Here is a 24,834-nt window from a genome sequence, read left to right on the forward strand (position 1 = left end):
TGACGTGCCTGGCCTGGTGAAAGCCCGTCAGTCCAGCAAATTGGCCTCAGCTCGGGCAGCCCCGGAGTTGGGGCCGATTTTTGTTGGCAGTTGGCAGTGGGAATGGGCCATCGGCCATGGTGTCAGGAAAGAACTGCCCGAACAAAATTCCAGCGCGAGGTCTGGGGGGACAACCAATGTTCTGGGTATTTTGGGACACGATGCTCAAGCGCGTCCGTATCCACCACCCGGAATGCGTCGCGTGCCGAAATGGCCAGGGAATGGAGCAGGGCAGTATTCGCGTCGGCCGCGGCAGCACTTATTTCTGGGAGGAGTTTCCCAGCTATCCGGAGGCCCGCCGGAAAACGGAGCAGCTTCGCCGAGCGGGCATGATGGCTCAAGGCTGCCGTGTCAATTGCAGCCTCTGCCATCCCGAACGTCCGACCAAGGATTCGGCTTAGGGTGCATCAGGCACGCGCCGGCGTGCGGCGGCGATGACGTTCCCCGCGTCTCTAGAAATTGTAGTTCAGGCCGACGCGCACCAGATTGCCGTTGTTGCGAAATCTGTACGTGATCGTGTTGTTCGCATCGCCCGGAATCGGCGCGTAATCCAGGGTGAGGTTCTGTCTGCCAAGATCGTAGTAGAGGTATTCGACCTTGGCCCTCCAATTGCTGGCAAATGCGTATTCCAGGCCGCCGCCCGCGGTCCAACCGACGCGAACCGACGACGAGCTGGCGCTGATCTGGACTGGGCCCGCACCGTTCGGCACGCCAATGGTATAGATGCTGTCATCGACCTTTCCATAGGCCAGGCCGCCGGTTGCAAACGCGAGCAATCTGTTGTTCAGGGTCGTGAACCCGAGGCGACCGCGCACGGTCCCAAGCCAGCCGAGCTTCTGTGTCGCGGATTCGGTATTGGGGTCGATGATGCCGCCGCCGATGAAAGGGGTCGCCGGGTATACGCGCGTATCGGTCTTGTTCAGGCCGCTATAGTTGATATCGGCTTCGAGACCCGCGACCCAATTCGACCCGAACTGGAAATTGTATCCAGCCTGAACGCCGCCGGTGAAAGCGGTATCGCGGACGTCGAAGCTCGGAAATTGGCCAACGGCCTGGCGCCCGGGAAAATCAACGCCGGTGGTCGTGAATGACACGGGGTCCGCCCGTCTGTCGTTCCAGATGACGCCGACATTGCCGCCCAGGTAGAACCCGGACCAGCTGTAGGCGACAGGTGCCGCAGGCGGCGCCTTGTACACGGGCGCGAGGTCGGCCGCGTTGGCCGAACCGGTGATCACAATCGTTGCGACAGCAACTGGAACCCACGCACGCACAGACCATCTCCCGTTAGCCCGCGAGCATATCTAACCACAGCCGCGAGACGACGCCTGTGCACTTCGGGCAACACCCCGTGAAATAGCGACGAATTAAGTTGCAAAATCAAAGTTCCACGAGGTCATCGTTAACGAACCGTCCGGGCGCCGCCGCCGACCAAGAAAGCGGGAGCAGCGCCCAAGGGGGTGGCTAACGGCCGTCCCGGCTCCTCCCGTCGATTGCGGAAGCCACATGTGATGCAGATGCGCTCCACACGATACCGGTTGTTTCCATGGCTGACCGTGCTGGCTCTCGCAGGCTTGCCTGCGGTGGCTGTCGCGGACGACGCGGACACCTGCGCAAGGCAATCAGGCGACGCCGCCATCGCGGCATGCTCCCGCGCCATTGCGTCGGGCGATTTCAGGGGCGAGGAGCTTGCGAAAATCTACCTGAACCGCGGCGTTGAATATAAAAACAAGAGCGAGCTCGACCGCGCCATCGCCGACTACAGCGAGGCGATCCGGGCCGATCCCAACCGCGCCGCTGCCTATTTCAACCGCGGCAACGCCCGGCAGGCCAAGCGCGACTTCGATCGCGCCGCCGCCGACTACAGCGAGGTCATCCGGCTCGATCCGGGCTACGTCAAGGCCTACAACAACCGCGGCGTCACTTGGTCGGAGAGGGGGGCGGCCGACCGCGCCATCGCCGATTACAACGAGGCGATCAGGCTCGATGCGAACTACGTCGAAGCCTACAATAACCGCGGCAATGCCTGGATCACCAAGGGGGACCGCGATCGCGCCATCGGCGACTACGATGCAGCGCTCCGCCTCAATCCGAAATATGTCGAAGCCTATGACAACCGCGGCGACGCTTTCCTGGCCAAGGGCGACCTCGACAGCGCCATCGCCGACTACAACGAAGCGATCCGGCTCGATCCGAGATTTGCCAAATCCTATTACAACCGCGGCGTGGCGCGGGAGAAGAAGCGCAGTCTCGTCGAGGCCTTGTCCGACTTCGAAGCCTATGCGCAACTCGTTCCGTCCGACCCGGATGGCCCGAACTCCCTGGCGCGCGTCAAGACGGAATTGAGCGCGATGACGGGGCGGCGCTGATGGCTTGATGGCTGGGAGTGGCCGACGCGCACACAGCCGCCACTCCGTCCGACCTGTGCTGATGATCCGATGCGGGCATTCCGCATGGCTCGAAATCCTCAAGCCATGCGGTCTTGTGTCCTGGTCAGAGCCGCCAGGCGTGGACTAGCGGCGGCCCCATTGCTGGCTTTCGGCGATGCGCTTTTCGCCGGGCAACTTGCCACCGGCCAGCAGGCTGGTGCAAAGCCACCGGGATTCTCTCGGTTGCGCGCCAAGGAAAGCCTTGGTCTCTACGCACTGCGCGTAAGTGTTGTAGCTGAGCGTGTCGGTGCACGTCGGCGAGAACATGCTCCCGTCAACCCCTCCGCCGGCAGCCATGCTACATCCAATCCAGGGAGCGTTGCCGACCCTGAAACTTGTTTCGCAACCACCGTTGCAGCTGCGGGCTTCCCTCTCCAGCTTGGCGAGCCTCGCCAACGGTGAACCTGGCTCGAACGACGCCGTTTGACCGGTTGCTGAGCCTGGTGCCCGGTGGTGGGTTCTCGCGGTCGTTGGCCCCTGTCGCGGCACAACAGTCGGTCTTGCCTTCGGCGCTTCGACGGAAACGGCGGGAAGTGAAGAGTTCGGTGTGGGTTGAGACCATGCCGTGCCTGATGTGCTGCACAGCAAGACGGTTGCCAAGGTAGCGACGACTGACGGCACGGCGAAGCCAAACGAGAATCTCATAAGGTGCCTCCCCAAAAAGGACGGAAATGTAATCCCGACAGCCAAGAGTTGTATCACAGCATTCCGATACCGACAATTCGGACGACGCAGGCGCACCTGCGTCATCGACATGGTGGCCGACAGAACGCCGCCCGCTCGCGCCGTTGCGATGTCGGCTTCCGGCCTTTCTGTGACATTCAGTGATGTCCGCTCGTGCGCCGTTGTGTGCGACGATTGCCTGGGCCCTGGCCGTGGGCCCACGAAGTTGCCAACACGCCGTTGTCACAATATGACGCCGTGTCCGACGACCCATCTTCCCAGGAGCCAGCAATATGAACGTGGTCTCAGCGACCCGCGGGATCGATCGCCCGTCAGGCAAGATCGACATCCCATCCGCCTGGCTAGGCACCGAGATGAAGGCCAATCCTGATCGGTGGCTGATATCGCTTCAGGCCGGCGAGATCGCGGAGCTCGAGAACGCGGCGGAATCCTATCTTGGTCGAAGCCGGAAAATCGCCGACATCACCAAGGACAGCTTTCCGCTTCCGCGCCTCGGTGCGCATCTGGAACAGCTCAAGGCAAAGCTGCTGACCGGCCTGGGCTTCGAGGTCATCCGCGGCCTCCCGGTGGCGACATACAGCCAGGAGTTTGCGGCTACGATATTTTGCGGGGTGGGCGCGCATCTGGGATCAGCGCGGTCCCAGAATGCGGCGGGTCACATTCTCGGTCACGTCCGTGACATCGGCGCCGATGCCAGGGATCCGAACACGAGGATCTATCAGACGTCGGAACGGCAGACATTCCACACGGATTCGTCCGACGTGGTTGGACTGTTATGCATCCGCGAGGCGATGGAGGGAGGGGACTCTCTCCTGGTCAGCACGACGTCGATCTACAACGACATGTTCGACAGGCGTCCCGACCTTGCCGCGCTCCTGTTCGAGCCGATCGCGACCGACCGGCGCGGCGAGGTGCCGGAGAACGAAAAGCCGTATCTCGAAATCCCGGTGCTGAATTGGCATGCGGGATTCCTGACCGGGTTCTATCAGCGCCAGTACATCGACAGCGCGCAGCGCTTTCCCGATGCGCCGAGACTGACGCCGGCCCATGTCGAGGCGCTCGATCTTTTCGACGCGCTCGCGAATGATCCCCGCTTGCATTTCGGCATGCGGCTACAGCCGGGGGACATGCAGTTCGTCTACAATCATGCCTTGCTGCATGACCGGACCGGATTCCGCGATTGGCCCAATGCCGGCGAAAAACGTCATCTGCTGCGCCTTTGGCTCAGCATGGCCGGTGACCGGCCGCTGCCCGATTGCTTCAAGCAGCGCTATGGCTCGATTGAGATCGGCAACCGTGGCGGCATCATCACCAAAGGGACCAGTCTGAACGTTCCGCTGGATTGATGGTCCGAGTCGGACGACATCGCTCCCGGCACTTGCGGGTTCGAGCGTCTATGGGCCGTGCAAGCTGCCCAGAAACCGCTCCTTTTCGCCGGGCGCATAACCCTGACACGCGCCGTAATATGCTTCCGGCTTGTCACAGGGGTCGGCGGACCTGGATTCGGTCGGCGGCCGGGATGGCGCGTACGCAAAGCTCGAAGCGGCGCCCGGCGCGAACGTGCCCTGATCGGAGCGAACGACAGCGTGCCGATGGCTGTGGTGCGCCGGCGCCGCGTTCGCAACGCCGCACAGGCCGATCAAAAGGCTCAAAGCCAAAATGGAACGCATCGCTTTTTCTCCAGCTGCCTCTCGTCTCGTAACTTAAGGCTCGGCTGCAGCGCCCCAACGGGTGTGGGCTTCACGACCGGTCACATCCCCGGCATCGGGGACCCGCATCGGGCGAGCGATCGTGCGATCTGGCAAATGTCGCTTGTCGACATCGCGGGCTGATTGTCGCGTGCGTGAGCCGCCGGCGCTGCCGTGATCAGCGCGTCCGGCGCGGAGCCGGAGCCTGCTGTTGGAACCTCACGCGCGGATTTATGTCGCAGTAGGTATTCCACCGGCCGGACGACGACGCCAGGCACTGTTCTCGCGTCGAATACATGCACTCGCCGGGGAAGCCGAGCCCGCCGCCAAACACGCACCAGGGATAGTCACGCTCGGCGTGCGCTGCGGGAGCAAGTCCCGCCACCATGAAGACAACCAGCAAGGCGATCCGCATGAGATCCTCCATCATGTCAGTCGAACGGCGGCTGCCGATCGCCGACCATGGCTAACGAATTGCCGCCGCAACGGCAAGCATCAACCCGTCGCTACACGACATCGTTCCTGAAGGCGTCATGTGCCGCCGCAAATCGCATCTATCGCAGACGCGGAGCGCGGTCTGCAGGCGACGGTGGTGGCGGGGACGCTGGTTGCGCGTAAGGGTTCACCAGGCACGTGGCGGAAAGACCTGCAGCGGTCGCTTTGCACGCCTCCCATGAATCGTACTGACACGAAATGGAGCTCGCACCGCCCCATTCCCACTTCTGAAGGCAAATCGGATGATGGCCGCCGAACCGTTGAGCGACGGCCGGCGCGGGCGCAGACATCGCGATCCAGATGATCAGGAGAAAGGGAAGCGCGCGCATCATGCCACTCCGAAGATTTGCGAATTCGACGGCCAGGGCACTGACGGCCGGGGCACTGCGGACCACAGAGATCCCGGCTCTCCCGGCACCGCGACGATACTAGGCCACGCGCGTTCGCAGCGGCAACAGCAAATGCAATGACGCATGCGCGTCGGGCCTCCGATGGTTCGTCCGCCGCTGCTACTCGATCGTTGCATTCACGGTCATGACCGATCGGCCTGAGCCGTAGGGACCCTTTCCTTCACCGTAGATGGCGAAATTGTCGTTGCCCTTGTAACCGGATGCCGCGGTGTACCTGAACGTCGTCACGTTGATCTGCCGCAGCGTCCCGTGCGCAGGCTTCTGGGAAACGCCCGAGTTGTGCATCGCTCCCGGAATTCGCATCGGGAAATTGCACGTTTGCCCCGACCTGACCGCGAAGTAGGCCGTCATGTCGACGCCAAACACGGACGGATGACCGGTGACGCGGCACTCGGAGACGGCGAACGCCGCAGCCGGCGTCAGGCTCATGACAGCAGCGACAGCCAAGGTCCGCATGGTCGTCTCCCGCGAGGATCAAATGGCCTCGGGGGTCATTGATCTCCAGGCGTCGGGAGAACCATTGATTTGAATCAACATGACGCCCCTCCGCGAGAGAGGCCGTGTCGCGAGATGAGCAAACGGCGCGGCCGGTGCGCCGCAGCTCATCCCGTGTGGAGATGGGCAGCGGCGAGAGCGGCCTGGTTGTCCCAACCGACGTTCGGATTGGAGGGCGGGCAGAACGGGCCAGGGCCGTGTCCGTCGAAGCCGGCGGCTGCGAATTGATTCATCAGCGCTGCAAGGCGATCGATATTCCCCGCGTCCCAGGGCGGGGCGGCCCCGGGACCACTTGGCGCGGGCGCCGGCGGATCGGTCACCGTCATGGTCTGTGACGCCGATGTGGCGGCTTCGCCGGACGTCGTGTTGCTCGCCGTCACCGTGAGCGTCGCGACCGGATGGTCGGTGCCCGTATAGCTCGACGACAGCGTCAGCCCGGTGAGCGGTTGGCCCGTCGTGGAGGAGCCTTCGGCAATGGTCCAGGTGGTGGTTCCGTCGGATTGAAGGCTGCTGGTGACGGTGTTTCCGGCCGGAGCCGTGATCGACTCGTAGCTCGGCAAGCCGCTGATGCTCACCGACAATTGGTCGTCGGAGTCGACGGGCGTCGCGGTGATGCCCAACGCCACTGATCCTCCGGCGTTTACCGTCAGCGAATTGCTGCTGATGCTCAGTGCCGGACTCTCGGGCGCCCCGTCCTGATCCACCGCCAGCGCAGCCGCCCCCGCAGCGGCCGTCCCAAACACTTGGATGGGCGCCGCCGTCGCGGCGTTGTTGGGACCGGTCAAGCCCAGCGAAGCCGTGATCGTGCTCAACAGATTGTAGTGATTGTAGGCGGTGTTGTAGTTTCCCGGCACCACGTTGGCGCCGTACAAGAGAGTTGGAATCGTGTTGGCAGCGGCCTCGGAGGTCGAATCGTCATTCTCGTCCCAGGTCACGACCAGTAGCGAATTGTTGTTGACCGCCCACTGAGCATAGGCGCTCAGGTTTTGCTGAAGCCATGTATCGCCTTGCGCGATCGTCCCATCGTGCATGTCGTTACTCACGCTGGGAATGACGTACGAGACGGTCGGCAGGCTCGAATAATTGCCGTTGGCAAAAAGCGACGGGAAGCTGGTGAAATCGGTTTGAACCGTGCGGCCTTCCGGGAATGAAACCCAGGGGTCATGGTTGAAGTCGCTGCCAATCCCGCCCTCGTCCACATAGCCCGTGAACGAGTAACCGCCGTTTTTCAGCACCGTGTACAGCGTTGGATCCGGAAGGCTGTAGGAGTTGTCATCGGTGGTGCCGAAGGTCGAGCCGGCATAGAGGGCGAAATAGTCCGGTTGGCTCGGATGGGCCTCCGCCGTCATGTTGGTCAGCGACGCGCCGCCGGCCATCAGGCTGTTGATGTAAGGTGCCTGGCTGCTGCCGGCGATCTGGTCATAGTTGTGATTTTCTTCGACGACGACGACGATGTGGCTGAACTTCGGCACGCCGGTGCCGGTCGTGGTCGGGTTGACTTGCAAGGTGCCGGCGGGGTTGTAGTTGGTGGCGCCGGCCAGGTTGGCCGCGTTGCCGGCGCCGTCACTGATGACCGCGCCGTTGAGGTTTAGCGAGGAGATGGCGAGATCGGACGTGGTCTGGCCTGCCGCCACCGTGTAGCTGAAGGTGAGCGCGGTGCTGCCCGTGCCGCCGGTGTAGCTCGCCGTGCCGCCATCATTGAGGGTGAGCGAAGGCGTGCCGCCGCTGGTGTTGACGGTGACGGCCTCACTGAGATTGACGGTCAAGGTGACGACCTGGCCGGTGCTCACGCTGCCGGCGCCGTTGGTGATGCCGGTGCCGGAAGCCACGATCGAAGCAATCGTCGGCGCCGTCGTGTCGATCTGCAGGGTGCCGGCGGGATTGTAGTTGGTGGCCCCCGTCAGGTTTGCGGCAATGCCGTTGCCACCGGTGATGGTCCCGCCGTTGAGGTTGAGCGCCGAGACGATGAGATCGGCGGTGTTCTGGCCCGCTGCCACCGTGTAGCTGAAGGTGAGCGCAGTGCCGCCCGAACCGCCGGTGTAGCTTGCCGTGCCGCCGTCGTTGAGGGTGAGCCTCGGGGTGCCCCCCGTGGTATTGACCGTCACCGCCGCACTGAAGTTGACCGTCAGCGTGACCACCTTGCCGGCATTGAGATCGCCGGCACCGCTGGTGACGCCGGTACCAGACGCGACGATCGAGGCGACCGTCGTCGCCGTCGTGTTGACCTGCAGGGTGCCGGCGGGATTGTAGTTGGTTGCTCCCGCAAGATTGGCGGCGTTGCCGGCACCGTCGTTGATGGTTGCGCCGTTGAGGTTGAGGGCCGAGATGACGAGATCGGACGTGGTCTGGCCCGCGGCCACGGTGTAGCTGAAGGTGAGCGCAGTACCGCCCGAGCCGCTGACGTAGCTCGCCGTGCCGCCATCATTGAGGGTGAGCGTCGGCGTGCCACCGGTGGTGTTGACCGTGACCGCCTCGCTCAGATTGACGGTCAGGGTGACAACCGCACCCGTGCTGATATTGCCGGTGCCGCTGGTGATGCCGGTGCCGGTCGGAACGATCGACGCAATGGTCGGCGCCGTCGTATCGATCTTGAGCGTGCCCGCCGGATTGGCGTTGGTGGCACCTGCCAGGTTCGCGGCGTTGCCGCCGCCATCGCTGATGGTCGCGCCGTTGAGGTTGAGCGCGGAGACGATGAGATCGGCCGTGTTCTGGCCTGCCGCCACCGTGTAGCTGAAGATGAGCGCAGTGCTCCCCGTGCCGCCGGTGTAGCTTGCCGTGCCGCCATCGTTGAGGGTCAGCGTCGGCGTGCCGCCGGTGGTGTTGACCGTCACCGCCTCGCTGAAATTGACCGTCAGCGTAACCACCTTGCCGGCATTGAGATTGCCGCTGCCGCTGGTGATGCCGGTGCCGGAGGCCGCGACCGACGCAATGGTCGGCGCCGTCGTATCGATCTGCAGGATGCCGGCGGGATTGTAGTTGGTCGCACCCGTCAGGTTGGCGGCAACGCCGTTGCCACCGGTGATGGTCCCACCGTTGAGGTTGAGCGCGGAGACGATGAGATCGGCGGTGTTCTGCCCCGCCGCCACCGTGTAGCTAAAGGTGAGCGCGGTACTGCCCGAGCCACCGGTATAGCTCGCCGTGCCGCCATCGTTGAGCGTGAGCGACGGCGTGCCACCGCTGGTATTGACTGTCACGGCCGCGCTGAAGGTCACGGTCAGCGTGACCACCTTGCCCGCGTTGAGATCGCCGGCGCCGCTGGTGATGCCGGTGCCCGAGGCTGCGATCGAGGCAACCGTCGTCGCCGTCGGGTTGACTTGCAGGGTGCCGGCAGGATTGTAGTTGGTGGCGCCGGCCAGGTTGGCCGCATTGCCGGCGAGGTCGTTGACGACCGCGCCGTTGAGGTTGAGCGAGGAGATGGCGAGATCGGCCGTGGTCTGACCCGCCGCGACCGTGTAGCTGAAGGTGAGCGCGGTGCTGCCCGTGCCGCCGGTGTAGCTCGCCGTGCCCCCATCGTTGAGGGTGAGCGTCGGTGAACCGCCGGTGGTGTTGACCGTGACGGCCTCGCTGAGATTGACGGTCAGGGTGACGACCCCGCCGGTGCTCACAGTGCCGGTGCCGTTGGTGATGCCGGTGCCGGTCGGGACGATCGAGGCGATTGTCGGCGCGGTGGTGTCGATCTGCAGGATGCCGGCCGGATTGTAGTTGGTCGCCCCCGTCAGGTTGGCGGCATTGCCGCTGCCATCGGCAATCGTCGCGCCGTTGAGGTTGAGCGCCGAGATGATGAGATCGGCGGTGTTTTGGCCTGCCGCCACCGTGTAGCTGAAGGTGAGCGCAGTGCTCCCCGAACCGCCGGTGTAGCTTGCCGAGCCGCCATCGTTGAGGGCAAGCGACGGCGTGCCGCCGCTGGTGTTGACCGTCACAGCCGCGCTGAAGGTCACGGTCAGCGTGACCACCTTACCGGCGTTGAGATCGCCGACGCCGCTGGTAATGCCGGTGCCCGAGGCCGCGATCGAGGCAACCGTCGTCGCCGTCGGATTGACCTGCAGGGTGCCGGCGGGATTGTAGTTGGTGGCGCCGGCCAGGTTAGCGGCGTTGCTGGCTCCGTCACTGATGACCGCGCCATTTAGATTTAACGATGAGATGGCGAGATCGGCCGTGGTCTGGCCTGCCGCGACCGTGTAGCTGAAGGTGAGTGCGGTGCTGCCCGTGCCGCCTGTATAGGTTGCCGTACCGCCATCGTTGAGTGTGAGCGTCGGTGTGCCGCCGGTGGTGTTGACCGTCACGGCCTCACTCAGATTGACAGTCAAGGTGACAACCGCACCCGTGCTCACAGTGCCGGTACCGTTGGTGATGCCGGTGCCGGTCGGGACGATCGAGGCAATCGTCGGCGCCGTGGTGTCGATCTGCAGGATGCCGGTCGGATTGTAGTTGGTCGCCCCCGTCAGGTTGGCGGCAATGCCGTTGCCACCGGTGATGGTCCCACCGTTGAGGTTGAGCGCGGAGACGATGAGATCGGCGGTGTTCTGCCCCGCCGCCACCGTGTAGCTGAAGGTGAGCGCGGTGCCACCCGATCCGCCGGTATAGCTCGCCGTGCCGCCATCGTTGAGCGTGAGCGACGGCGTGCCACCGCTGGTATTGACCGTTACGGCCGCGCTGAAGGTCACGGTGAGCGTGACCACCTTGCCCGCGTTGAGATCGCCGGCGCCGCTGGTGATGCCGGTGCCCGAGGCCGCAATCGAGGCAACCGTCGTCGCCGTCGGGTTGACTTGCAGCGTGCCGGCGGGATTGTAGTTGGTGGCGCCGGCCAGGTTGGTGGCGTTGCCGGCTCCGTCGTTGATCACGGCGCCGTTGAGGTTGAACGATGAGATGACGAGATCGGATGTGGTCTGGCCTGCCGCCACCGTGTAGCTGAAGGCAAGCGCGGTGCTGCCGGAGCCGCTGACGTAGCTTGCGGTACCGCCATCGTTGAGTGTGAGCGTCGGCGTTCCGCCGGTGGTGTTGACCGTGACGGCCTCACTCAGATTGACAGTCAAGGTGACAACCACACCCGTGCTCACGCTGCCGGTACCGTTGGTGATGCCGGTGCCGGTCGGGACGATCGAGGCGATCGTCGGCGCCGTTGTGTCGATCTGCAGGATGCCGGTCGGATTGTAGTTGGTCGCCCCCGTCAGGTTGGCGGCATTGCCGCCACCACTGATGGTCGCGCCGTTGAGGTTGAGCGATGAGACAATGAGATCGGCGGTGTTCTGGCCTGCCGCGACCGTGTAGCTGAAGGTGAGCGCAGTGCTCCCCGAGCCGCCGGTATAGCTTGCCGAGCCGCCATCGTTGAGCGCAAGCGACGGCGTGCCGCCGCTGGTGTTGACCGTCACGGCCGCGCTGAAGTTCACGGTCAGCGTGACCACCTTGCCCGCGTTGAGATCGCCGACGCCGCTGGTGATGCCGGTGCCGGAAGCCGCGATCGAAGAAACCGTCGGTGCCGTTGCCCCGGAACCCTGGACGGCGATCTGGGTGACCACCGTCTGCCACCAGCCGTTGGCCACGTATTCGTTCGAGATCCAGAACCCGTTCGGGTTGTTCGGATCGGCGATAGCGGTCGAATAGGTGCCCCAGCGCTGGTCGTTCAGCGTACCGGAATCGAAAAAGGTAGTGCTCGCCTGGTAAAGCGTCGGCGCGGTGAAGGCGGAAGCCCCGGCGCCGAGCACCATATAATAGTCGGAAGGATACATGTTCGACCCGGAGGCCGAGAAATTGATGAGCACGTCGCCGTTCTGGTCGACCGCAATCGAAGGATTGAATACGGCGACACCCGTGCCGATCGACGCGCCGGAAATGACGTTCCCGATGACGTATTGCGGATTCGTGGGGTCGGTGACATCGAGCTTGAACCACTCGATTTGCGCGGGCGACCCTGCGCTCGGCATGGCTTCGCTCACGCCGTAGACGTAATTGTGTCCTCCGGACGAGGTGTAGGCAAGGCTCTGGATGCGTCCATCGTTAATGTCGAGCTTCTTGGTCGTGCCCAACTGCGCGGTGGTGAAGTTGCTTCCGCCCCCTCCCACATCGGCGTCGCCGAGGAAAATCGTTTGGGTCGCGCTGAAGCCATGCGTCGGATCGTACGTTTGATATGTGAGCGTGGTCTCCCTCGCGTCCGAATGGGCGCTCAGATAGTAGGTCACCCCGTTGTCGCCGGCGACGTTGCGCATGATGCTGGCGGTGCTAGGCACGCTGGTGCTGGCGTCGGGCGTGATCGCGCGGTTTCCGGCGGCTATGACGCTGCTTTCGTTGACGATGAATTCGCCGTTGTTGTAGCCGCCTCCCGCGTCCAAAAATTCGGGCGTGGAGACGTAGATTTTGCCGTTGCTGACCGACAGATAGGGCATGTCCGACTGGGTCGTTTTGCCGTTGGACGTGTCGATCGAAGCCAAATACCAGCCGTCGCTCGGATTGCTGTCCACCGACACGGCGATATCGACATTGGTGGCGAAATTCCCGCCGCCTGGTTGAAAATTATCCGCGGTGACCACGTAGCGGCCGGTCGAACCGTCATAGACGGCGCGCGCGTCGAGAAGGGCGTTGTCAAGCGTGCCGCCAAGTGGCGCGAACAAGCTGTACAATGACCCGTTGGATACGATTGGATTGCCGCTCAGGTCGGTGATCGCGTAGTGAGTGGTCTCCGCAGTGAAAATGTAATTCGGCCCGACCGCCAACGCATTTTGGGGCGGAGTGTTGGTCCGGTCGGACAATCCGGAGAATGACCGAGTGACCGAGGTGGACGCTCTCGCCGGTGTCGCCGAATAGAGGTTGAGTGCCGGTACGCCGGCGCTGGCGCCGATCGGTGCAGCGCCGTACAGGCTTTCGATCGTGGCAAGCAGGGAATACGGGTCAGTCGGCGAGTCGTTGACGGCTCCGGCCGGGACGCCCCCGCCGACGACGATTGCCGCAACGTGACTGGGGTAGGTCACCGCTGGATTGGTGTTGTTTTCGTCGAAGGTGACGATCAGCAGCGAATTGTTGGCCTGCGCCCAGGCGGCGTAGGCGGAGAGATTGGCCTGGACCCAGGCGTCGCCGGCCGGAATCCCGCCGCCGTTGTCGCTCGTCGGCGTCATGTTGTCGGCGTCGTTGGGCGAAACGTAGGAAACGGTCGGAAGGTTGGCAAAGCCGGCCGCGGTCTGAGGAAAAGCGCTGAAGTCGTGAGCGGTGCTGGCCGAATTGGCGAAGTGGATCCAAGGTTGCCGTTCGGGATCCGCCGTGGTTTCGGCGTAACCGCCGAAGGTGTAACCGCTGGCGGCGAGCGTGCTGGCCAGCGTCGGCACGCTGGCCGGAAGCTGGGGAAAGTTGCCGTTGGTGGTGATGCCCTGCGTCGAGCCGGAAAACAGGGCAATGTAATTGGGCTGGCTCGGATGAGTCACACCGTTGTAGTTGGTGAGCAGCATCCCCTGAGCGATCAGCGAGTTCAGGTAAGGCGCCTGCGAACTCCCTACGATGTCGGAATAGTTCTCGTTTTCCAGGGAAAGGACGACGATGTGGTTAGGTTTGGCGGCGGTGGTCGGGTTGACCTGCAGGGTGCCGGTCGGATTGTAGTTGGTGGCGCCGGCCAGGTTGGCCGCATTGCCGGCGAGGTCGTTGACGACCGCGCCGTTGAGGTTGAGGGCCGAGATGGCGAGATCGGACGTGGTCTGGCCTGCCGCGACCGTGTAGCTGAAGGTGAGCGCGGTGCTGCCCGTGCCACCGGTGTAGCTCGCCGTGCCGCCATCGTTGAGCGTGAGTGTCGGCGTACCGCCGCTGGTATTGACCGTGACGGCCTCGCTGAGATTGACGGTCAGGGTGACGACCCCGCCGGTGCTCACAGTGCCGGTGCCGTTGGTGATGCCGGTGCCGGTCGCGACGATCGAGGCGATCGTCGGCGCGGTGGTGTCGATCTGCAGGATGCCGGCGGGATTGTAGTTGGTCGCACCCGTCAGGTTGGCGGCATTGCCGCTGCCGTCGACAATCGTCGCGCCGTTGAGGTTGAGCGCCGAGATGATGAGATCGGCGGTGTTCTGGCCCGCCGCCACCGTGTAGCTGAAGGTGAGCGCGGTGCTGCCGGTGCCGCCAGTGTAGCTCGCCGTGCCGCCATCATTGAGAGTAAGTGATGGCGTGCCGCCGCTGGTATTGACCGTCACGGCCGCGCTGAAGGTCACAGTCAGCGTGACCACCTGGCCCGCGTTGAGATCGCCGGCACCGCTGGTGATGCCGGTGCCCGAGGCCGCGATCGAGGCGACCGTCGGTGCCGTTACGTTGACCTGCAGGGTGCCGGTCGGATTGTAGTTGGCAGCTCCCGCAAGATTGGCGGCGTTGCCGGCTCCGTCGTTGATGGTTGCGCCGTTGAGGTTGAACGCCGAGATGGCGAGATCGGACGTGGTCTGGCCCGCCGCCACCGTGTAGCTGAAGGTGAGCGCAGTGCTGCCGGTGCCGCCGGTGTAGCTTGCCGTGCCGCCATCGTTGAGGGTGAGCGTCGGCGTACCACCGCTGGTGTTGACCGTGACGGCCTCACTCAGATTGACGGTCAAGGTGATGATCCCGCCGGTGCTGACGTTGCCGGTGCCGTTGGTGATGCCGGTGCCGGTCGGGACGATCGAGGCGATCGTCGGCGCGGTGGTGTCGATCTGCAGGATGCCGGTCGGATTGTAGTTGGTCGCCCCCGTCAGGTTGGCGGCATTGCCGCTGCCATCGGCGATCGTCGCGCCGTTGAGGTTGAGCGCCGAGACGATGAGGTCGGCGGTGTTCTGGCCCGCCGCCACCGTGTAGCTGAAGGTGAGCGCGGTGCTCCCCGTGCCGCCGGTGTAGCTCGCTGTACCGCCGTCATTGAGGGTGATCGTCGGCGTGCCGCCGCTGGTGTTGACCGTCACGGCCGCGCTGAAGTTCACCGTCAGCGTGACCACCTTGCCGGCGTTGAGATCGCCGGCACCGCTGGTGATGCCGGTGCCGGAAGCCACGATGGAAGAGACCACAGGCCCGGTCGGCGTTGAGTTCTGGATCGCGATCTTGGCGACCGACGTCTGCCACCAGCCGCTGGCGACGTATTCGTTCGAGACCCAGAACGCGTTCGGACTATTCGGGTCGACAGTGGCCGACGAATTGACGCCCCAGCTCTGGACGCTGGCGCCATCGCCCGCGTTGAAGAAACCGGTACTCGCCTGGTACAGGATGGGGGCGCTGAACGAGCCCACGGGATCGCTACCACCCTGGAAGACGTAGTAGTCCGCCGGGTACATGTTCGGGCCGCTGGCGGTGAAGTTGATGAGGACATCGCCCGCGGTGTCCACCGCGATGGATGGATTGAACGTCGCCACGCTGGTGCCGATCGCGGCGCCCGAGATATCGCCCTGCGCCACGAGGGACGGCGCGCTGGGATTGCTGACATCGATCTTGAACCAATGGACCAGCGGCACGCTGGAGCCGGTCGGCTTCATCTCGGCTACGGCGTAGAGGAAGCCGTTGGCATAGACCATGCTGGCGATCCGGTTGTCGCCGGCATCGAGCGGGAGGCTGGTCCCCTGCTGCTGGGCCGTGTAGCTGCCGCCCTGGTCGATATTGCCGAGGTTGACGGTGCTGGTCGTGCTGAACGTATTCGTGGCCTTATCGTAGATCTGCACGGCGACGACGATCTGACCTCCGCTGGAGAAGTCGCTCGCGTAGTAAGTCTTGCCGTTGTTGCCGGATGCGACGGCAAATTTGCCTTGGGTCGACGGCATGGCTTCGCTTGCGGTCACGCTCAACGTGCCGCCGCCATAGATCCCTCCGCCCGCGCCGGCGGTATCGCCGATGACCCAGTTTTCGGTGCCGGCATAACCGGACGCGCTGGTATTATACTGTGCTGTCGAGATGTAGACGTTCGAACCGTCGACCGCCAAAATCGGGCGGTCGGAGTCGGTCGGCTGACCGCTGATCGTTATGGTTGTATTGAGCTGCGAGAAGGTCCAGCCGTCGTTCGGATTGGAATCCTTGGAGACCGCGATATCGATGGACGTCGTGACGCCATCCGGCGCCAGGTACTCCATGATCGCGACGAAGCGCTGATTGACGCTGTCGTACGCGACGCGCTGACCATAGAGGCCGCCGGTTGGCGATAGCGGCGAGAAGAAGCTGTAGACCGACTGCTGGGTTGGTGATCCGCCGGCCAGGTTGGTCCATTCAATCTGCCCCCCGTCGATCATCACGACGTAGTTCAGCCCGACGGCGAGGCCGCTATCCGGGGGATAGGTGCTGGTGTCCAATGGCCCGGAGAACGATGTCTGGATCTGAGAGGAATAGGTCATGTTCCTGCTCCGTCTATCCAAGCTTTCAATGAGGATCAGATGCCGACGTCTACATGAGGTTTTTGCAGCGAACGTTATTCCAGCACCACGCACGCCCATGCCGGTTGCAAGACGCTAGATCTTGCAAGCCGTGGCGCTAATGTCCGACAGCCTCTCGGGCAACTTGTCGCAGTGTACCATCACGACGGACCACTTTGAGACCTCAATGGGGGTACTCCCTACCGGGGCCGAGTGTCCGCTCGATGCCAACCTTGTCGCGCCTATGCTGGATCTCTCGTCGTCCTGGCGCAGAACAGCCGCACCCAAGCAGAGCCCTGCCGAGGGCAGCGAGCGGCGACTGGACTGAGCTGCGTGCGCAAAGCCACGATTGCGGATGAGACTCGACCGCCGATGGACGTGGACCTATCTCCGCTTTGGCAGTCCAACGTAGGGAAGCCATTCTGTCATGTGAGATGCGACGGCCGCGTTACGTGCCCGCCTGAAGAGCTCTTCGCGCTCCCTGCCGTCGGGCAATCGATAGGCCTCTTCGCGTAGACGCCTGGCTTCCTCAGCCAATTTCTCTTCGAACGAGCGTTCGCAGTCTGCTTGGAGCATCATGGGCCCGGCTCCATGCCCACAGAGTTTCATTCAACCGTTTGCAGAAGCTTCCGTTCCCGTTTTTCAAGTGTTCACGCAGAGAAGGGCAAAAGCAGGACCTGCGGGGCAGGGCCCTTGACGCAACTGACGGCGCGACCCTGCTCTTGCCTTCGCGTGGGGCGCGATCTCAGGCGCGCCTACTCGTCGTCCTCGTCGTCTTCTTCCTCGTCTTCGTCTTCATCCTCGTCGTGGTCTTCTTCGACCTGGATGAGAGTGGCGAGCGGCAGCGTCTCGCGGAAGAGATCGCCTTCCATGCCCATCCAGACGCAGAGCACGTCGTCGCCCTTGACCTCCGCGACGGTCAGCGGCTGGCCGCCCGACTTCAGCATGACGATATCGCCGGCTTTCAATTCCATGGATTGTCCTTTCGAGTTGATCGATCCGGACCACAGCTAGCAATTTGTCATGACACGCCGAACACGGGGGAGGGGCGGTGCGCATGACGCTCGCGGGCTGCGGGTGGGCCTGCATGGTTCGAGATGCCCGCTCACGCGGGCCCTCACCATGAGGGGCTGACATCTTGCCGGGAATGAGACCTCATCCTGAGGAGCCCGCGTAGCGGGCGTCTCGAAGGATGGCCACAGGTGAGGTGCGTGCCAGGCTCTGCGCTGTCATCGCACGCATCCCGACGATGGCATCATGCGCCTGTTTTGCCCGACGGGTCAACGTGTCTTCGTAAAATCCGTAGTCCGTCGGATTTGCAACAGTCGCCTACTGTGCATGGGGTTGTTTTCGCGATTCAGCCCGGCACGAGCTCGGTCAACGAGCGGATGATGCGGTCCGGCTTGACGGTCGAGCCCTCGGGCAGGCCGTCGCCATGCACGTCGATCCAGATCGCGTAGATGCCGAGCCGCTGCGGGGTGACGACTTCCCATTCCAGATTGTCGCCGATCATCCAGGTCTCATCAGCGGTGACGCCGAGCGCCTCCATCGCGTGCAGATAGGCGCGCTCCTCCGGTTTGCCGAAACCGTGCTCGCCCTCGATCTGGATGTGGTCGAAGCGATGGGTCAGCTCGAAGCGCTCGACCTTGGCGCGCTGCATGTCGGCGGCGCCGTTGGTGACCAGCGCCAGCTTGACGCCGTGCGCCTTGAACGCGTCGATCGCATCATGTGCGCCCGGAAAGACGAAGATCGCTTCCTCGCGATAGGTGGTGAAGCGGTCGGCGAGGCGCGCGGCGAGATCGTCGGAGAGGGCGCGGTGGCCGCTCGCGGCAAGTGCTGCGAAGCCGCCGCGCACCGTGAGCCGTCGTGCTTCGCCGAGCTTCATTCGCCACTCAGCTCCGGCGGTCGACCAGAATTGCCGCGCATAGGCCAGCACAGCAGTGGCAACCTGCTGTGGCGGCAGCGGCGCGAGCTCCTCGGCGAATTCCTCGGCGATCGTGTTCCAGGCGATCTCGGGCCGGCCATAGGCCGACAGGATGGTGTCGTCCATGTCGATCAGCATGGCGCGGGGCAGCGGTCTCATTGCGGGCTTCGTCGTTGTCATGGCCATTTCACCTCCGGCGGCAGCGACGACAGGATCGAATCCACATTGCCGCCGGTCTTGAGCCCGAAGATGGTGCCGCGGTCGTAGAGCAGGTTGAACTCGACATAGCGGCCGCGACGGATCAGCTGCTCCTCGCGGTCTTCAGCGGTCCAGGCGCTCGCGAAATTCCGTCTGACAAGTTCGGGATAGATCTTGAGGAAGGCGCGGCCGACATCCTGCGTGAAGGCGAGGTCGGCGTCCCAGTCGCCGCTGTCGTGCCAGTCGTAGAAGATACCGCCGATGCCGCGCGCCTCTTTCCGGTGCGGCAGATAGAAATATTCGTCGCACCAATTCTTGTACTTGTCGTAATCGGCAACGCCGTTCGGTCCGGTGCAGGCTTCCTTCATCGCGGCGTGGAAGGCGAGCGTGTCCGGGTCCTCCTGCGTCCGCCTTCGGTCGAGCACCGGCGTCAGGTCCGCGCCGCCGCCGAACCACGCCTTGGTGGTGACAACGAAGCGCGTGTTCATGTGCACGGCCGGCACGTGCGGATTGCGCAGGTGGGCGATCAGCGAGATGCCCGAGGCCCAGAACCGCGGGTCTTCTGCGGCACCCGGAATCTGCGCGCGAAACTCGGGCGCGAATTCGCCGTGCACGGTCGAGCAGTGCACGCCGACCTTCTCGAACAGGCGCCCTGACATCATCGACATCACGCCGCCGCCACCCTTGGCCCCGCTGTGATCGGTGCGCTGCCACGGCGTGCGCGCAAAGCGGCCGGCCTCGCCGGGATAGAGGCTTTGCGGCGCGTCATCCTCGAGCCGCTCGAAGTTTTCGCAGATGTCGTCGCGCAAGCGCTCGAACCAGCTGCGCGCGCGGGCCTTGCGGTCTTCGATCAGTGTTGGGTCCAATGTGGCTGTCATGCGGTTAGCCTTGCGGACCGTAATAGGTGCAGCTCTCGTTGCAACTGTCGCGGTGGATGCTGACACGGGTCAGCTTGCCGATATGGGCGAGCCGCTCCCAGACGAAGCGCGACAGGTTCTCCAGCGTCGGTGTGCCGAGCGCCTCGATCTTGTTGAGGAACTTGTGGTCGAGCGTCAGCCGCACCTCCTCGATCGCGCGCTGGAGCAGGCCGAGATCGACCACCATGCCGGTCGCGGGGTCGGGTGTGCCGCGCACCGTCACCTCGGCGCGGAAAGAGTGACCGTGGATCTCTTCGCTATCAGCGCCAAAGGTCGTCCCCTTCAGCGTATGCGCCGCCTCGAAGCGGAACGATTTCGTCAATTCCCACATCTGTCCGTTCAGTCCTATCTGATGCCGAGCGATTTATGCGTCTGCACGCTCAGCCGCCAGTGCGGATGGCGCAGGCAATAGTCGATCGCGCGCGCGGTGTTCTCGATGACCTCGGGCCCGTCCATCGGCTGCAGCGAGAAGCGCTCGAAGGCGAGGCTCTCGAAACTCTCGGGTGCGGCGAGGGCCTGCGGATAAACCAGCTTCAGCTCGTGCCCCTGGCGCAGCACCAGCTCGCTGCCGCCCTTGGGGCTGACGCAGATCCAGTCGAGGCCCTCGGGCGGAGCGACTGTGCCGTTGGTCTCGACGCCGATCTCGAAGCCGCGGGCATGCAGCGCCTCGACCAGGGCGTCATCCACCTGCAGCAGCGGCTCGCCGCCGGTCAGCACCACGTAGCGGTTGTCGGTGGAGGCCGTCCATTGCGCGGCGATGGTGTCGGCGAGTTCCACGGCTGTGGCGTAGCGGCCGCCGAGCGTGCCGTCGGTGCCGACGAAATCCGTGTCGCAGAACTGACATGTCGCGCGGGCGCGGTCCGCCTCGCGGCCGCTCCAGAGGTTGCAGCCGGCAAAACGGCAGAACACGGATGCGCGCCCGGCATGGGCGCCTTCGCCTTGCAGGGTCAGGAAGATTTCCTTGACCGCGTAACTCACTGGTCTCTCCTCGTCATATCTAGCCTTGCGGGTTCCGGACCTGCCGGAGCGCTTCGCCTGCGGCCATCGCCGCGGTCATGGCGACATTGAGCGACCGCAGCCCCTCGGTGATCGGGATCACCAGCCGCGCATCCGCAGCCTCGACCACCGCGTCGGTGACGCCGGCGCTCTCGCGCCCGAATAGCAGGATGTCCGACGTCTGGTAACGGAAATCGCGGTAGTCGGTGGCACCTTTGGTGGTGAACAGCAGCAGCCGGTAGCCGTGTGCCGCCCGCCACTCCTCGAATTTCGACCAGGAATCGTGCCTGACGATGCTGACGTGGTCGAGGTAATCCATTCCCGCCCGGCGGAAATGCCGGTCGGAGACCGGGAAGCCGGCCGGTTCGATGATATGGGCGGCGATGCCCAGACAGGCGCACAGGCGGAGAATCGTGCCGGTGTTCTGGGGAATGTCGGGTTGGAAAAGTGCGATCTGCATGGGCGGTGACGGGTCTGTTGTGGGCCGGAAATGTCTCAATAAAACATCGCTGGCCGCGGAATTCGTGCATTGCACGCTCCCGCGCCGTTAGCGGGCTTGCGCTCGCCCTGCAAGGGTGCCAATAGAACGATTCTGGACTGCTGTTTTTCGCCTTGTTTTGGTGGGGACAAGCCAAGTTCTGCCGCCGCGGGGGGCCGCGGGCGCCGGCAGACTGTTCCGGGGACCTTGGGGGCTCCCGGAGCGGTTCCGTCGGCAGCATAAGAAGAAAGGGTTGGAATCGTGACGACAGCGTCTTCGGCGGACCATCCGACACGCCGTGATTTCTTATTCGTTGCAACGGGGGCAGCTGCAGCAGTAGGGGGCGCAGTCGCGCTCTGGCCCTTTATCCATCAAATGAATCCGGACGCCTCGACCATCGCCGCCGGTGCGCCGATCGAGGTCGATCTGAGCCCCGTCGCGGAGGGACAGGACATCAAGGTGTTCTGGCGCGGCAAGCCGATCTACATCAGCCACCGCACCAAGAAGCAGATCGACGAGGCGCGCGCCGTTCCGGTGGCGAGCCTGCCCGATCCGCAGTCCGACGAGGCCCGGGTCAAGGCCGGCCATGACCAGTGGCTGGTCGTGATCGGCATCTGCACCCATCTCGGCTGCATCCCGATCGCCCATGAAGGCAATTACGACGGGTTCTTCTGCCCCTGCCATGGTTCGCAGTACGATTCGTCCGGCCGCATCCGCCAGGGGCCCGCGCCCGCGAACCTGCCGGTGCCGCCGTACCAGTTCGTTTCCGACACCAAAATCCAGATCGGCTGAGCTTCGGACCCGCGTCCGAAGCCTCGAACCGTCTCGTCGTATTATTTCCTCAGGATCGCATCATGAGCGGACCATCCGAATTCAAGCCGAGCAACCCGGCCCTGCAATGGATCGAGCGACGTCTGCCGATCATGGGTCTCGTGCACTCCTCCTTCGTCGTCTATCCCACCCCGCGTAACCTGAACTACTGGTGGACGTTCGGCGCCATCCTCTCCTTCATGCTGGGGATGCAGATCCTGACCGGCGTGATCCTGGCGATGCACTACACGCCGCATGCCGATCTCGCCTTCAGGTCGGTCGAACTGATCGTTCGTGACGTGAACTTCGGCTGGCTGCTGCGCAACATGCATGCCTGCGGCGCGTCGATGTTCTTCTTCGCAGTCTACGTCCACATGCTGCGCGGCCTCTATTACGGCTCCTACAAGGAGCCGCGCGAGGTGCTCTGGATCCTCGGCGTCATCATCTATCTCCTGATGATGGCGACGGGCTTCATGGGCTACGTGCTGCCGTGGGGCCAGATGAGCTTCTGGGGCGCCACCGTCATCACCAACCTGTTCTCCGCCATTCCCTATGTCGGCGAGAGCATCGTGACGCTGCTGTGGGGCGGCTATTCGGTCGGCAACCCGACGCTGAACCGCTTCTTCTCGCTGCACTACCTGCTGCCGTTCCTGATCGCGGGCGTCGTCGTGCTCCACGTCTGGGCGCTGCACGTGGCCGGCCAGAACAATCCCGACGGCGTCGAGCCGAAGACGGAAAAGGACACGGTGCCGTTCACGCCGCATGCGACCATCAAGGACGGCTTCGGCGTCGCCTGCTTCCTGCTGCTCTACGCCTGGTTCATCTTCTACATGCCGAACTATCTCGGCGACGCCGACAATTACATTCCGGCGAACCCGGGCGTGACGCCGCCGCACATCGTGCCGGAATGGTATTACCTGCCGTTCTACGCGATCCTGCGCTCGATCCCGAACAAGCTCGCGGGCGTGATCGGGATGTTCTCGGCGATCATCATCCTGTGCTTCCTGCCCTGGCTCGATGCCGCCAAGACCAGGTCGTCGAAGTATCGTCCGCTGGCCAAGCAGTTCTTCTGGATCTTCGTCGCGGTCTGCATCCTGCTCGGCTATCTCGGTGCGCAGCCGCCGGAAGGCATCTACGTGATCGCCGGCCGCGTCCTGACGGTCTGCTACTTCGCCTACTTCCTGATCGTGCTGCCGCTGCTCGCGCGCATCGAGACGCCGCGGCCGGTCCCGAACTCGATCTCGGAGGCGATCCTCGCCAAGGGCGGCAAGGCCGTGGCCTCGATCGCGGTCGCGCTCGTTGCTGCCGGTGCGCTGTTCGTCGGCACCTTGCAGGATGCCCGCGCCGAGGAAGGCGGCACCAAGCCGCCGGGCAACAACTGGTCGTTCGCGGGCCCTTTCGGCAAGTATGACCGCGGTGCGCTCCAGCGCGGCCTGAAAGTCTACAAGGAAGTCTGCTCCAACTGCCACGGCCTGTCCTACATCGCCTTCCGCAACCTCGCGGACGCTGGCGGCCCCGGCTATTCGGTGGCGCAGGCGGCGGCGTTTGCTTCCGACTACAAGATCAAGGACGGTCCGAACGATGCGGGCGACATGTTCGAGCGTCCGGGCCGCCCGGCCGACTACTTCCCCTCGCCGTTCCCGAACGAGCAGGCCGCGCGCGCGGCGAACGGTGGCGCGGCGCCGCCCGATCTGTCGCTGATCACCAAGGCGCGCTCGTATGGCCGCGGCTTCCCGATGTTCCTGGTCGACTTCTTCACCCAGTACCAGGAGCAGGGCCCCGACTATGTCTCGGCGGTGCTCCAGGGCTTCGAGGACAAGGCGCCGGAAGGCGTGAGCATCCCGGAAGGCTCGTACTACAACAAGTTCTTCCCGGGCCACGCCATCAAGATGCCGAAGCCGCTCAGCGACGGCCAGGTCACCTATGACGACGGCTCGCCGGCGACGGTCGCGCAGTACGCCAAGGACGTCACCACGTTCCTGATGTGGACTGCCGAACCGCACATGGAAGCGCGCAAGCGCCTCGGCCTCCAGGTGTTCGTGTTCCTGATCATCTTCGCGTTCCTGATGTACTTCACCAAGAAGAAGGTCTGGGCCGACTCGCACTGAACGGCCGACGCGAAACGAGACTGAAGAAGCCCCCGCAAGGGGGCTTTTTTGTTGCACACGCGCGTGTGTTGTTCGGCGCGATTGCCTATCGCGCGCCCAGCCGCCAAAATACCGCCAACCGCTCCCCAGAAACCCATCGGAGGACACCATGGGAACCGCCATCACCTTCAAGCGTCCGGACGGCAAGGATGCCTCGGGCTATCTCGCCAACGCCGCGCGCGGCAACGCGCCGGGCGTGGTCGTGATCCAGGAATGGTGGGGCCTGTCGGACCAGATCAAGGGCCTGTGCGACCGCTTCGCGCTCGCCGGCTTCGATGCACTGGCGCCCGATCTCTACAAGGGCAAGGTGGTGCCGTATCACGACACGGATGCGGCCGGCAAAGAGATGAACTCGCTCGATTTCATGGATGCCACCACGCAGACGGTGCGCGGCGCCACGCAATATCTGTCGCGCAACGGTGCCAAGGTCGGCCTGACCGGCTTCTGCCTCGGTGGCGCCGTCACCATCATCGGCGCGGTGCATGTGCCGGAGCTCGCCGCCGGCGTCGTGTTCTATGGCATTCCGCCGGAGCAGGCGGCCAAGCCCGCCGACGTCAAGATCCCGCTGCAGGCCCATTTCGCCAACAAGGACGATTGGTGCACGCCGGAGCTGGTCAACGGCTTCGAAAAGGCCATGAAGGCCGCCGGCAAATCGCTCGAGCTGTTCCGCTATGACGCCGAGCACGCCTTCGTCAACGAGCAGCGCCAGGCCGTGCACGACCGCGAAGCCGCCGAGCTTGCCTGGGGCAGGGCGACGGAGTTTTTCCGGAAGCATCTGGGGTAGCCTCCGTAGCCCGTCGTGCGGGGTGGC

The 24,834-nt window shown here is 64.0% G+C and carries 19 protein-coding genes; 6 read left to right on the forward strand and 13 right to left on the reverse strand.

Features of this window, described 5'->3' with window-relative positions; translation table 11 throughout:
* The first annotated feature begins 176 nt into the window (after positions 1–176).
* Positions 177–440 carry a hypothetical protein gene (locus NLM31_RS11650; RefSeq protein WP_254129306.1) on the forward strand — a complete coding sequence of 88 codons (264 nt, stop codon included), beginning with the start codon at positions 177–179 and terminating at the stop codon, positions 438–440.
* A 51-nt stretch (positions 441–491) separates the two neighbouring features.
* Here the strand turns inward: NLM31_RS11650 and NLM31_RS11655 are convergent, their stop codons facing one another.
* Positions 492–1,310 (reverse strand): outer membrane protein, encoded by an 819-nt coding sequence (locus NLM31_RS11655; RefSeq protein ID WP_254192286.1) that lies wholly within the window; start codon positions 1,308–1,310, stop codon positions 492–494.
* Positions 1,311–1,553: 243 nt separating this feature from the next.
* Between NLM31_RS11655 and NLM31_RS11660 the strand changes: the two genes are divergently transcribed.
* Positions 1,554–2,405 (forward strand): tetratricopeptide repeat protein, encoded by an 852-nt coding sequence (locus NLM31_RS11660; RefSeq protein ID WP_254192287.1) that lies wholly within the window; start codon positions 1,554–1,556, stop codon positions 2,403–2,405.
* A gap of 144 nt (positions 2,406–2,549) precedes the next feature.
* Here the strand turns inward: NLM31_RS11660 and NLM31_RS11665 are convergent, their stop codons facing one another.
* Positions 2,550–2,732 (reverse strand): hypothetical protein, encoded by a 183-nt coding sequence (locus NLM31_RS11665; RefSeq protein WP_254192288.1) that lies wholly within the window; start codon positions 2,730–2,732, stop codon positions 2,550–2,552.
* 689 nt (positions 2,733–3,421) lie between these two features.
* Here NLM31_RS11665 and NLM31_RS11670 point away from each other — a divergent pair.
* Positions 3,422–4,495, forward strand: coding sequence for a TauD/TfdA family dioxygenase (locus tag NLM31_RS11670; RefSeq protein ID WP_254192289.1), 1,074 nt, complete (start codon positions 3,422–3,424; stop codon positions 4,493–4,495).
* Between the two features lie 48 nt (positions 4,496–4,543).
* On the opposite strand, the gene NLM31_RS11675 is transcribed toward NLM31_RS11670, so the two are convergent.
* The 11 genes from NLM31_RS11675 to NLM31_RS11730 form a co-directional block, all read right to left on the reverse strand.
* A complete protein-coding gene (locus NLM31_RS11675) occupies positions 4,544–4,819 on the reverse strand; it encodes a hypothetical protein (RefSeq protein WP_254192290.1) in 276 nt (91 codons plus the stop codon).
* 196 nt (positions 4,820–5,015) lie between these two features.
* Entirely contained in the window at positions 5,016–5,252 is a 237-nt protein-coding gene (locus tag NLM31_RS11680; protein WP_254192291.1) for a DUF3551 domain-containing protein, read from the reverse strand.
* Between the two features lie 139 nt (positions 5,253–5,391).
* Positions 5,392–5,664 carry a DUF3551 domain-containing protein gene (locus NLM31_RS11685; RefSeq protein ID WP_309143684.1) on the reverse strand — a complete coding sequence of 91 codons (273 nt, stop codon included), beginning with the start codon at positions 5,662–5,664 and terminating at the stop codon, positions 5,392–5,394.
* Between the two features lie 177 nt (positions 5,665–5,841).
* Entirely contained in the window at positions 5,842–6,198 is a 357-nt protein-coding gene (locus tag NLM31_RS11690) for a hypothetical protein (RefSeq protein WP_254129312.1), read from the reverse strand.
* Positions 6,199–6,344: 146 nt separating this feature from the next.
* On the reverse strand, positions 6,345–16,535 hold the full coding sequence (locus NLM31_RS11695) for an alkaline phosphatase family protein (protein ID WP_254192292.1): 10,191 nt from the start codon (positions 16,533–16,535) through the stop codon (positions 6,345–6,347).
* Between the two features lie 773 nt (positions 16,536–17,308).
* The gene (locus NLM31_RS11705) at positions 17,309–17,527 is read right to left on the reverse strand and encodes a YodC family protein (protein ID WP_254192293.1); all 219 of its coding nucleotides are present in this window, start codon (positions 17,525–17,527) and stop codon (positions 17,309–17,311) included.
* A gap of 383 nt (positions 17,528–17,910) precedes the next feature.
* The gene (locus tag NLM31_RS11710) at positions 17,911–18,663 is read right to left on the reverse strand and encodes an HAD family hydrolase (RefSeq protein ID WP_254192294.1); all 753 of its coding nucleotides are present in this window, start codon (positions 18,661–18,663) and stop codon (positions 17,911–17,913) included.
* Positions 18,654–19,553 (reverse strand): oxygen-dependent coproporphyrinogen oxidase, encoded by a 900-nt coding sequence (gene hemF, locus NLM31_RS11715; protein ID WP_254192295.1) that lies wholly within the window; start codon positions 19,551–19,553, stop codon positions 18,654–18,656. Before hemF ends, NLM31_RS11710 begins: the two co-directional genes overlap by 10 nt.
* A gap of 4 nt (positions 19,554–19,557) precedes the next feature.
* Positions 19,558–19,923 carry a 6-carboxytetrahydropterin synthase gene (locus tag NLM31_RS11720; RefSeq protein ID WP_254192296.1) on the reverse strand — a complete coding sequence of 122 codons (366 nt, stop codon included), beginning with the start codon at positions 19,921–19,923 and terminating at the stop codon, positions 19,558–19,560.
* A gap of 14 nt (positions 19,924–19,937) precedes the next feature.
* Entirely contained in the window at positions 19,938–20,570 is a 633-nt protein-coding gene (gene queE / locus NLM31_RS11725) for a 7-carboxy-7-deazaguanine synthase (RefSeq protein WP_254192297.1), read from the reverse strand.
* A gap of 19 nt (positions 20,571–20,589) precedes the next feature.
* On the reverse strand, positions 20,590–21,048 hold the full coding sequence (locus NLM31_RS11730) for a tRNA (cytidine(34)-2'-O)-methyltransferase (protein ID WP_254192298.1): 459 nt from the start codon (positions 21,046–21,048) through the stop codon (positions 20,590–20,592).
* Positions 21,049–21,327: 279 nt separating this feature from the next.
* On the opposite strand from NLM31_RS11730, the gene petA reads away from it, so the two are divergent.
* From petA to NLM31_RS11745, 3 genes are all read left to right on the forward strand, one after another.
* Positions 21,328–21,858, forward strand: coding sequence for a ubiquinol-cytochrome c reductase iron-sulfur subunit (gene petA, locus NLM31_RS11735; RefSeq protein WP_254129321.1), 531 nt, complete (start codon positions 21,328–21,330; stop codon positions 21,856–21,858).
* A gap of 62 nt (positions 21,859–21,920) precedes the next feature.
* Complete coding sequence (gene fbcH / locus NLM31_RS11740) at positions 21,921–23,984, forward strand: cytochrome b/c1 (RefSeq protein WP_254192299.1); 2,064 nt, start codon at positions 21,921–21,923, stop codon at positions 23,982–23,984.
* 148 nt (positions 23,985–24,132) lie between these two features.
* The gene (locus NLM31_RS11745; protein WP_008134159.1) at positions 24,133–24,807 is read left to right on the forward strand and encodes a dienelactone hydrolase family protein; all 675 of its coding nucleotides are present in this window, start codon (positions 24,133–24,135) and stop codon (positions 24,805–24,807) included.
* The last annotated feature ends 27 nt before the right edge of the window (positions 24,808–24,834 follow it).

Source organism: Bradyrhizobium sp. CCGUVB4N (assembly GCF_024199945.1).
Taxonomy (GTDB): Bacteria; Pseudomonadota; Alphaproteobacteria; order Rhizobiales; family Xanthobacteraceae; genus Bradyrhizobium.

Coding starts and splice junctions, on each gene's coding strand:
- hemF (WP_254192295.1), bottom strand. CDS start 19,553: ATGACAGCCACATTGGACCCAACACTGATCGAAGACCGCAAGGCCCGC.
- NLM31_RS11710 (WP_254192294.1), bottom strand. CDS start 18,663: ATGGCCATGACAACGACGAAGCCCGCAATGAGACCGCTGCCCCGCGCC.
- NLM31_RS11650 (WP_254129306.1), top strand. CDS start 177: ATGTTCTGGGTATTTTGGGACACGATGCTCAAGCGCGTCCGTATCCAC.
- NLM31_RS11720 (WP_254192296.1), bottom strand. CDS start 19,923: ATGTGGGAATTGACGAAATCGTTCCGCTTCGAGGCGGCGCATACGCTG.
- NLM31_RS11675 (WP_254192290.1), bottom strand. CDS start 4,819: ATGCGTTCCATTTTGGCTTTGAGCCTTTTGATCGGCCTGTGCGGCGTT.
- NLM31_RS11665 (WP_254192288.1), bottom strand. CDS start 2,732: ATGTTCTCGCCGACGTGCACCGACACGCTCAGCTACAACACTTACGCG.
- NLM31_RS11705 (WP_254192293.1), bottom strand. CDS start 17,527: ATGGAATTGAAAGCCGGCGATATCGTCATGCTGAAGTCGGGCGGCCAG.
- NLM31_RS11680 (WP_254192291.1), bottom strand. CDS start 5,252: ATGCGGATCGCCTTGCTGGTTGTCTTCATGGTGGCGGGACTTGCTCCC.
- NLM31_RS11670 (WP_254192289.1), top strand. CDS start 3,422: ATGAACGTGGTCTCAGCGACCCGCGGGATCGATCGCCCGTCAGGCAAG.
- NLM31_RS11745 (WP_008134159.1), top strand. CDS start 24,133: ATGGGAACCGCCATCACCTTCAAGCGTCCGGACGGCAAGGATGCCTCG.
- NLM31_RS11690 (WP_254129312.1), bottom strand. CDS start 6,198: ATGCGGACCTTGGCTGTCGCTGCTGTCATGAGCCTGACGCCGGCTGCG.
- NLM31_RS11685 (WP_309143684.1), bottom strand. CDS start 5,664: ATGATGCGCGCGCTTCCCTTTCTCCTGATCATCTGGATCGCGATGTCT.
- NLM31_RS11660 (WP_254192287.1), top strand. CDS start 1,554: ATGCGCTCCACACGATACCGGTTGTTTCCATGGCTGACCGTGCTGGCT.
- NLM31_RS11695 (WP_254192292.1), bottom strand. CDS start 16,535: ATGACCTATTCCTCTCAGATCCAGACATCGTTCTCCGGGCCATTGGAC.
- fbcH (WP_254192299.1), top strand. CDS start 21,921: ATGAGCGGACCATCCGAATTCAAGCCGAGCAACCCGGCCCTGCAATGG.
- NLM31_RS11730 (WP_254192298.1), bottom strand. CDS start 21,048: ATGCAGATCGCACTTTTCCAACCCGACATTCCCCAGAACACCGGCACG.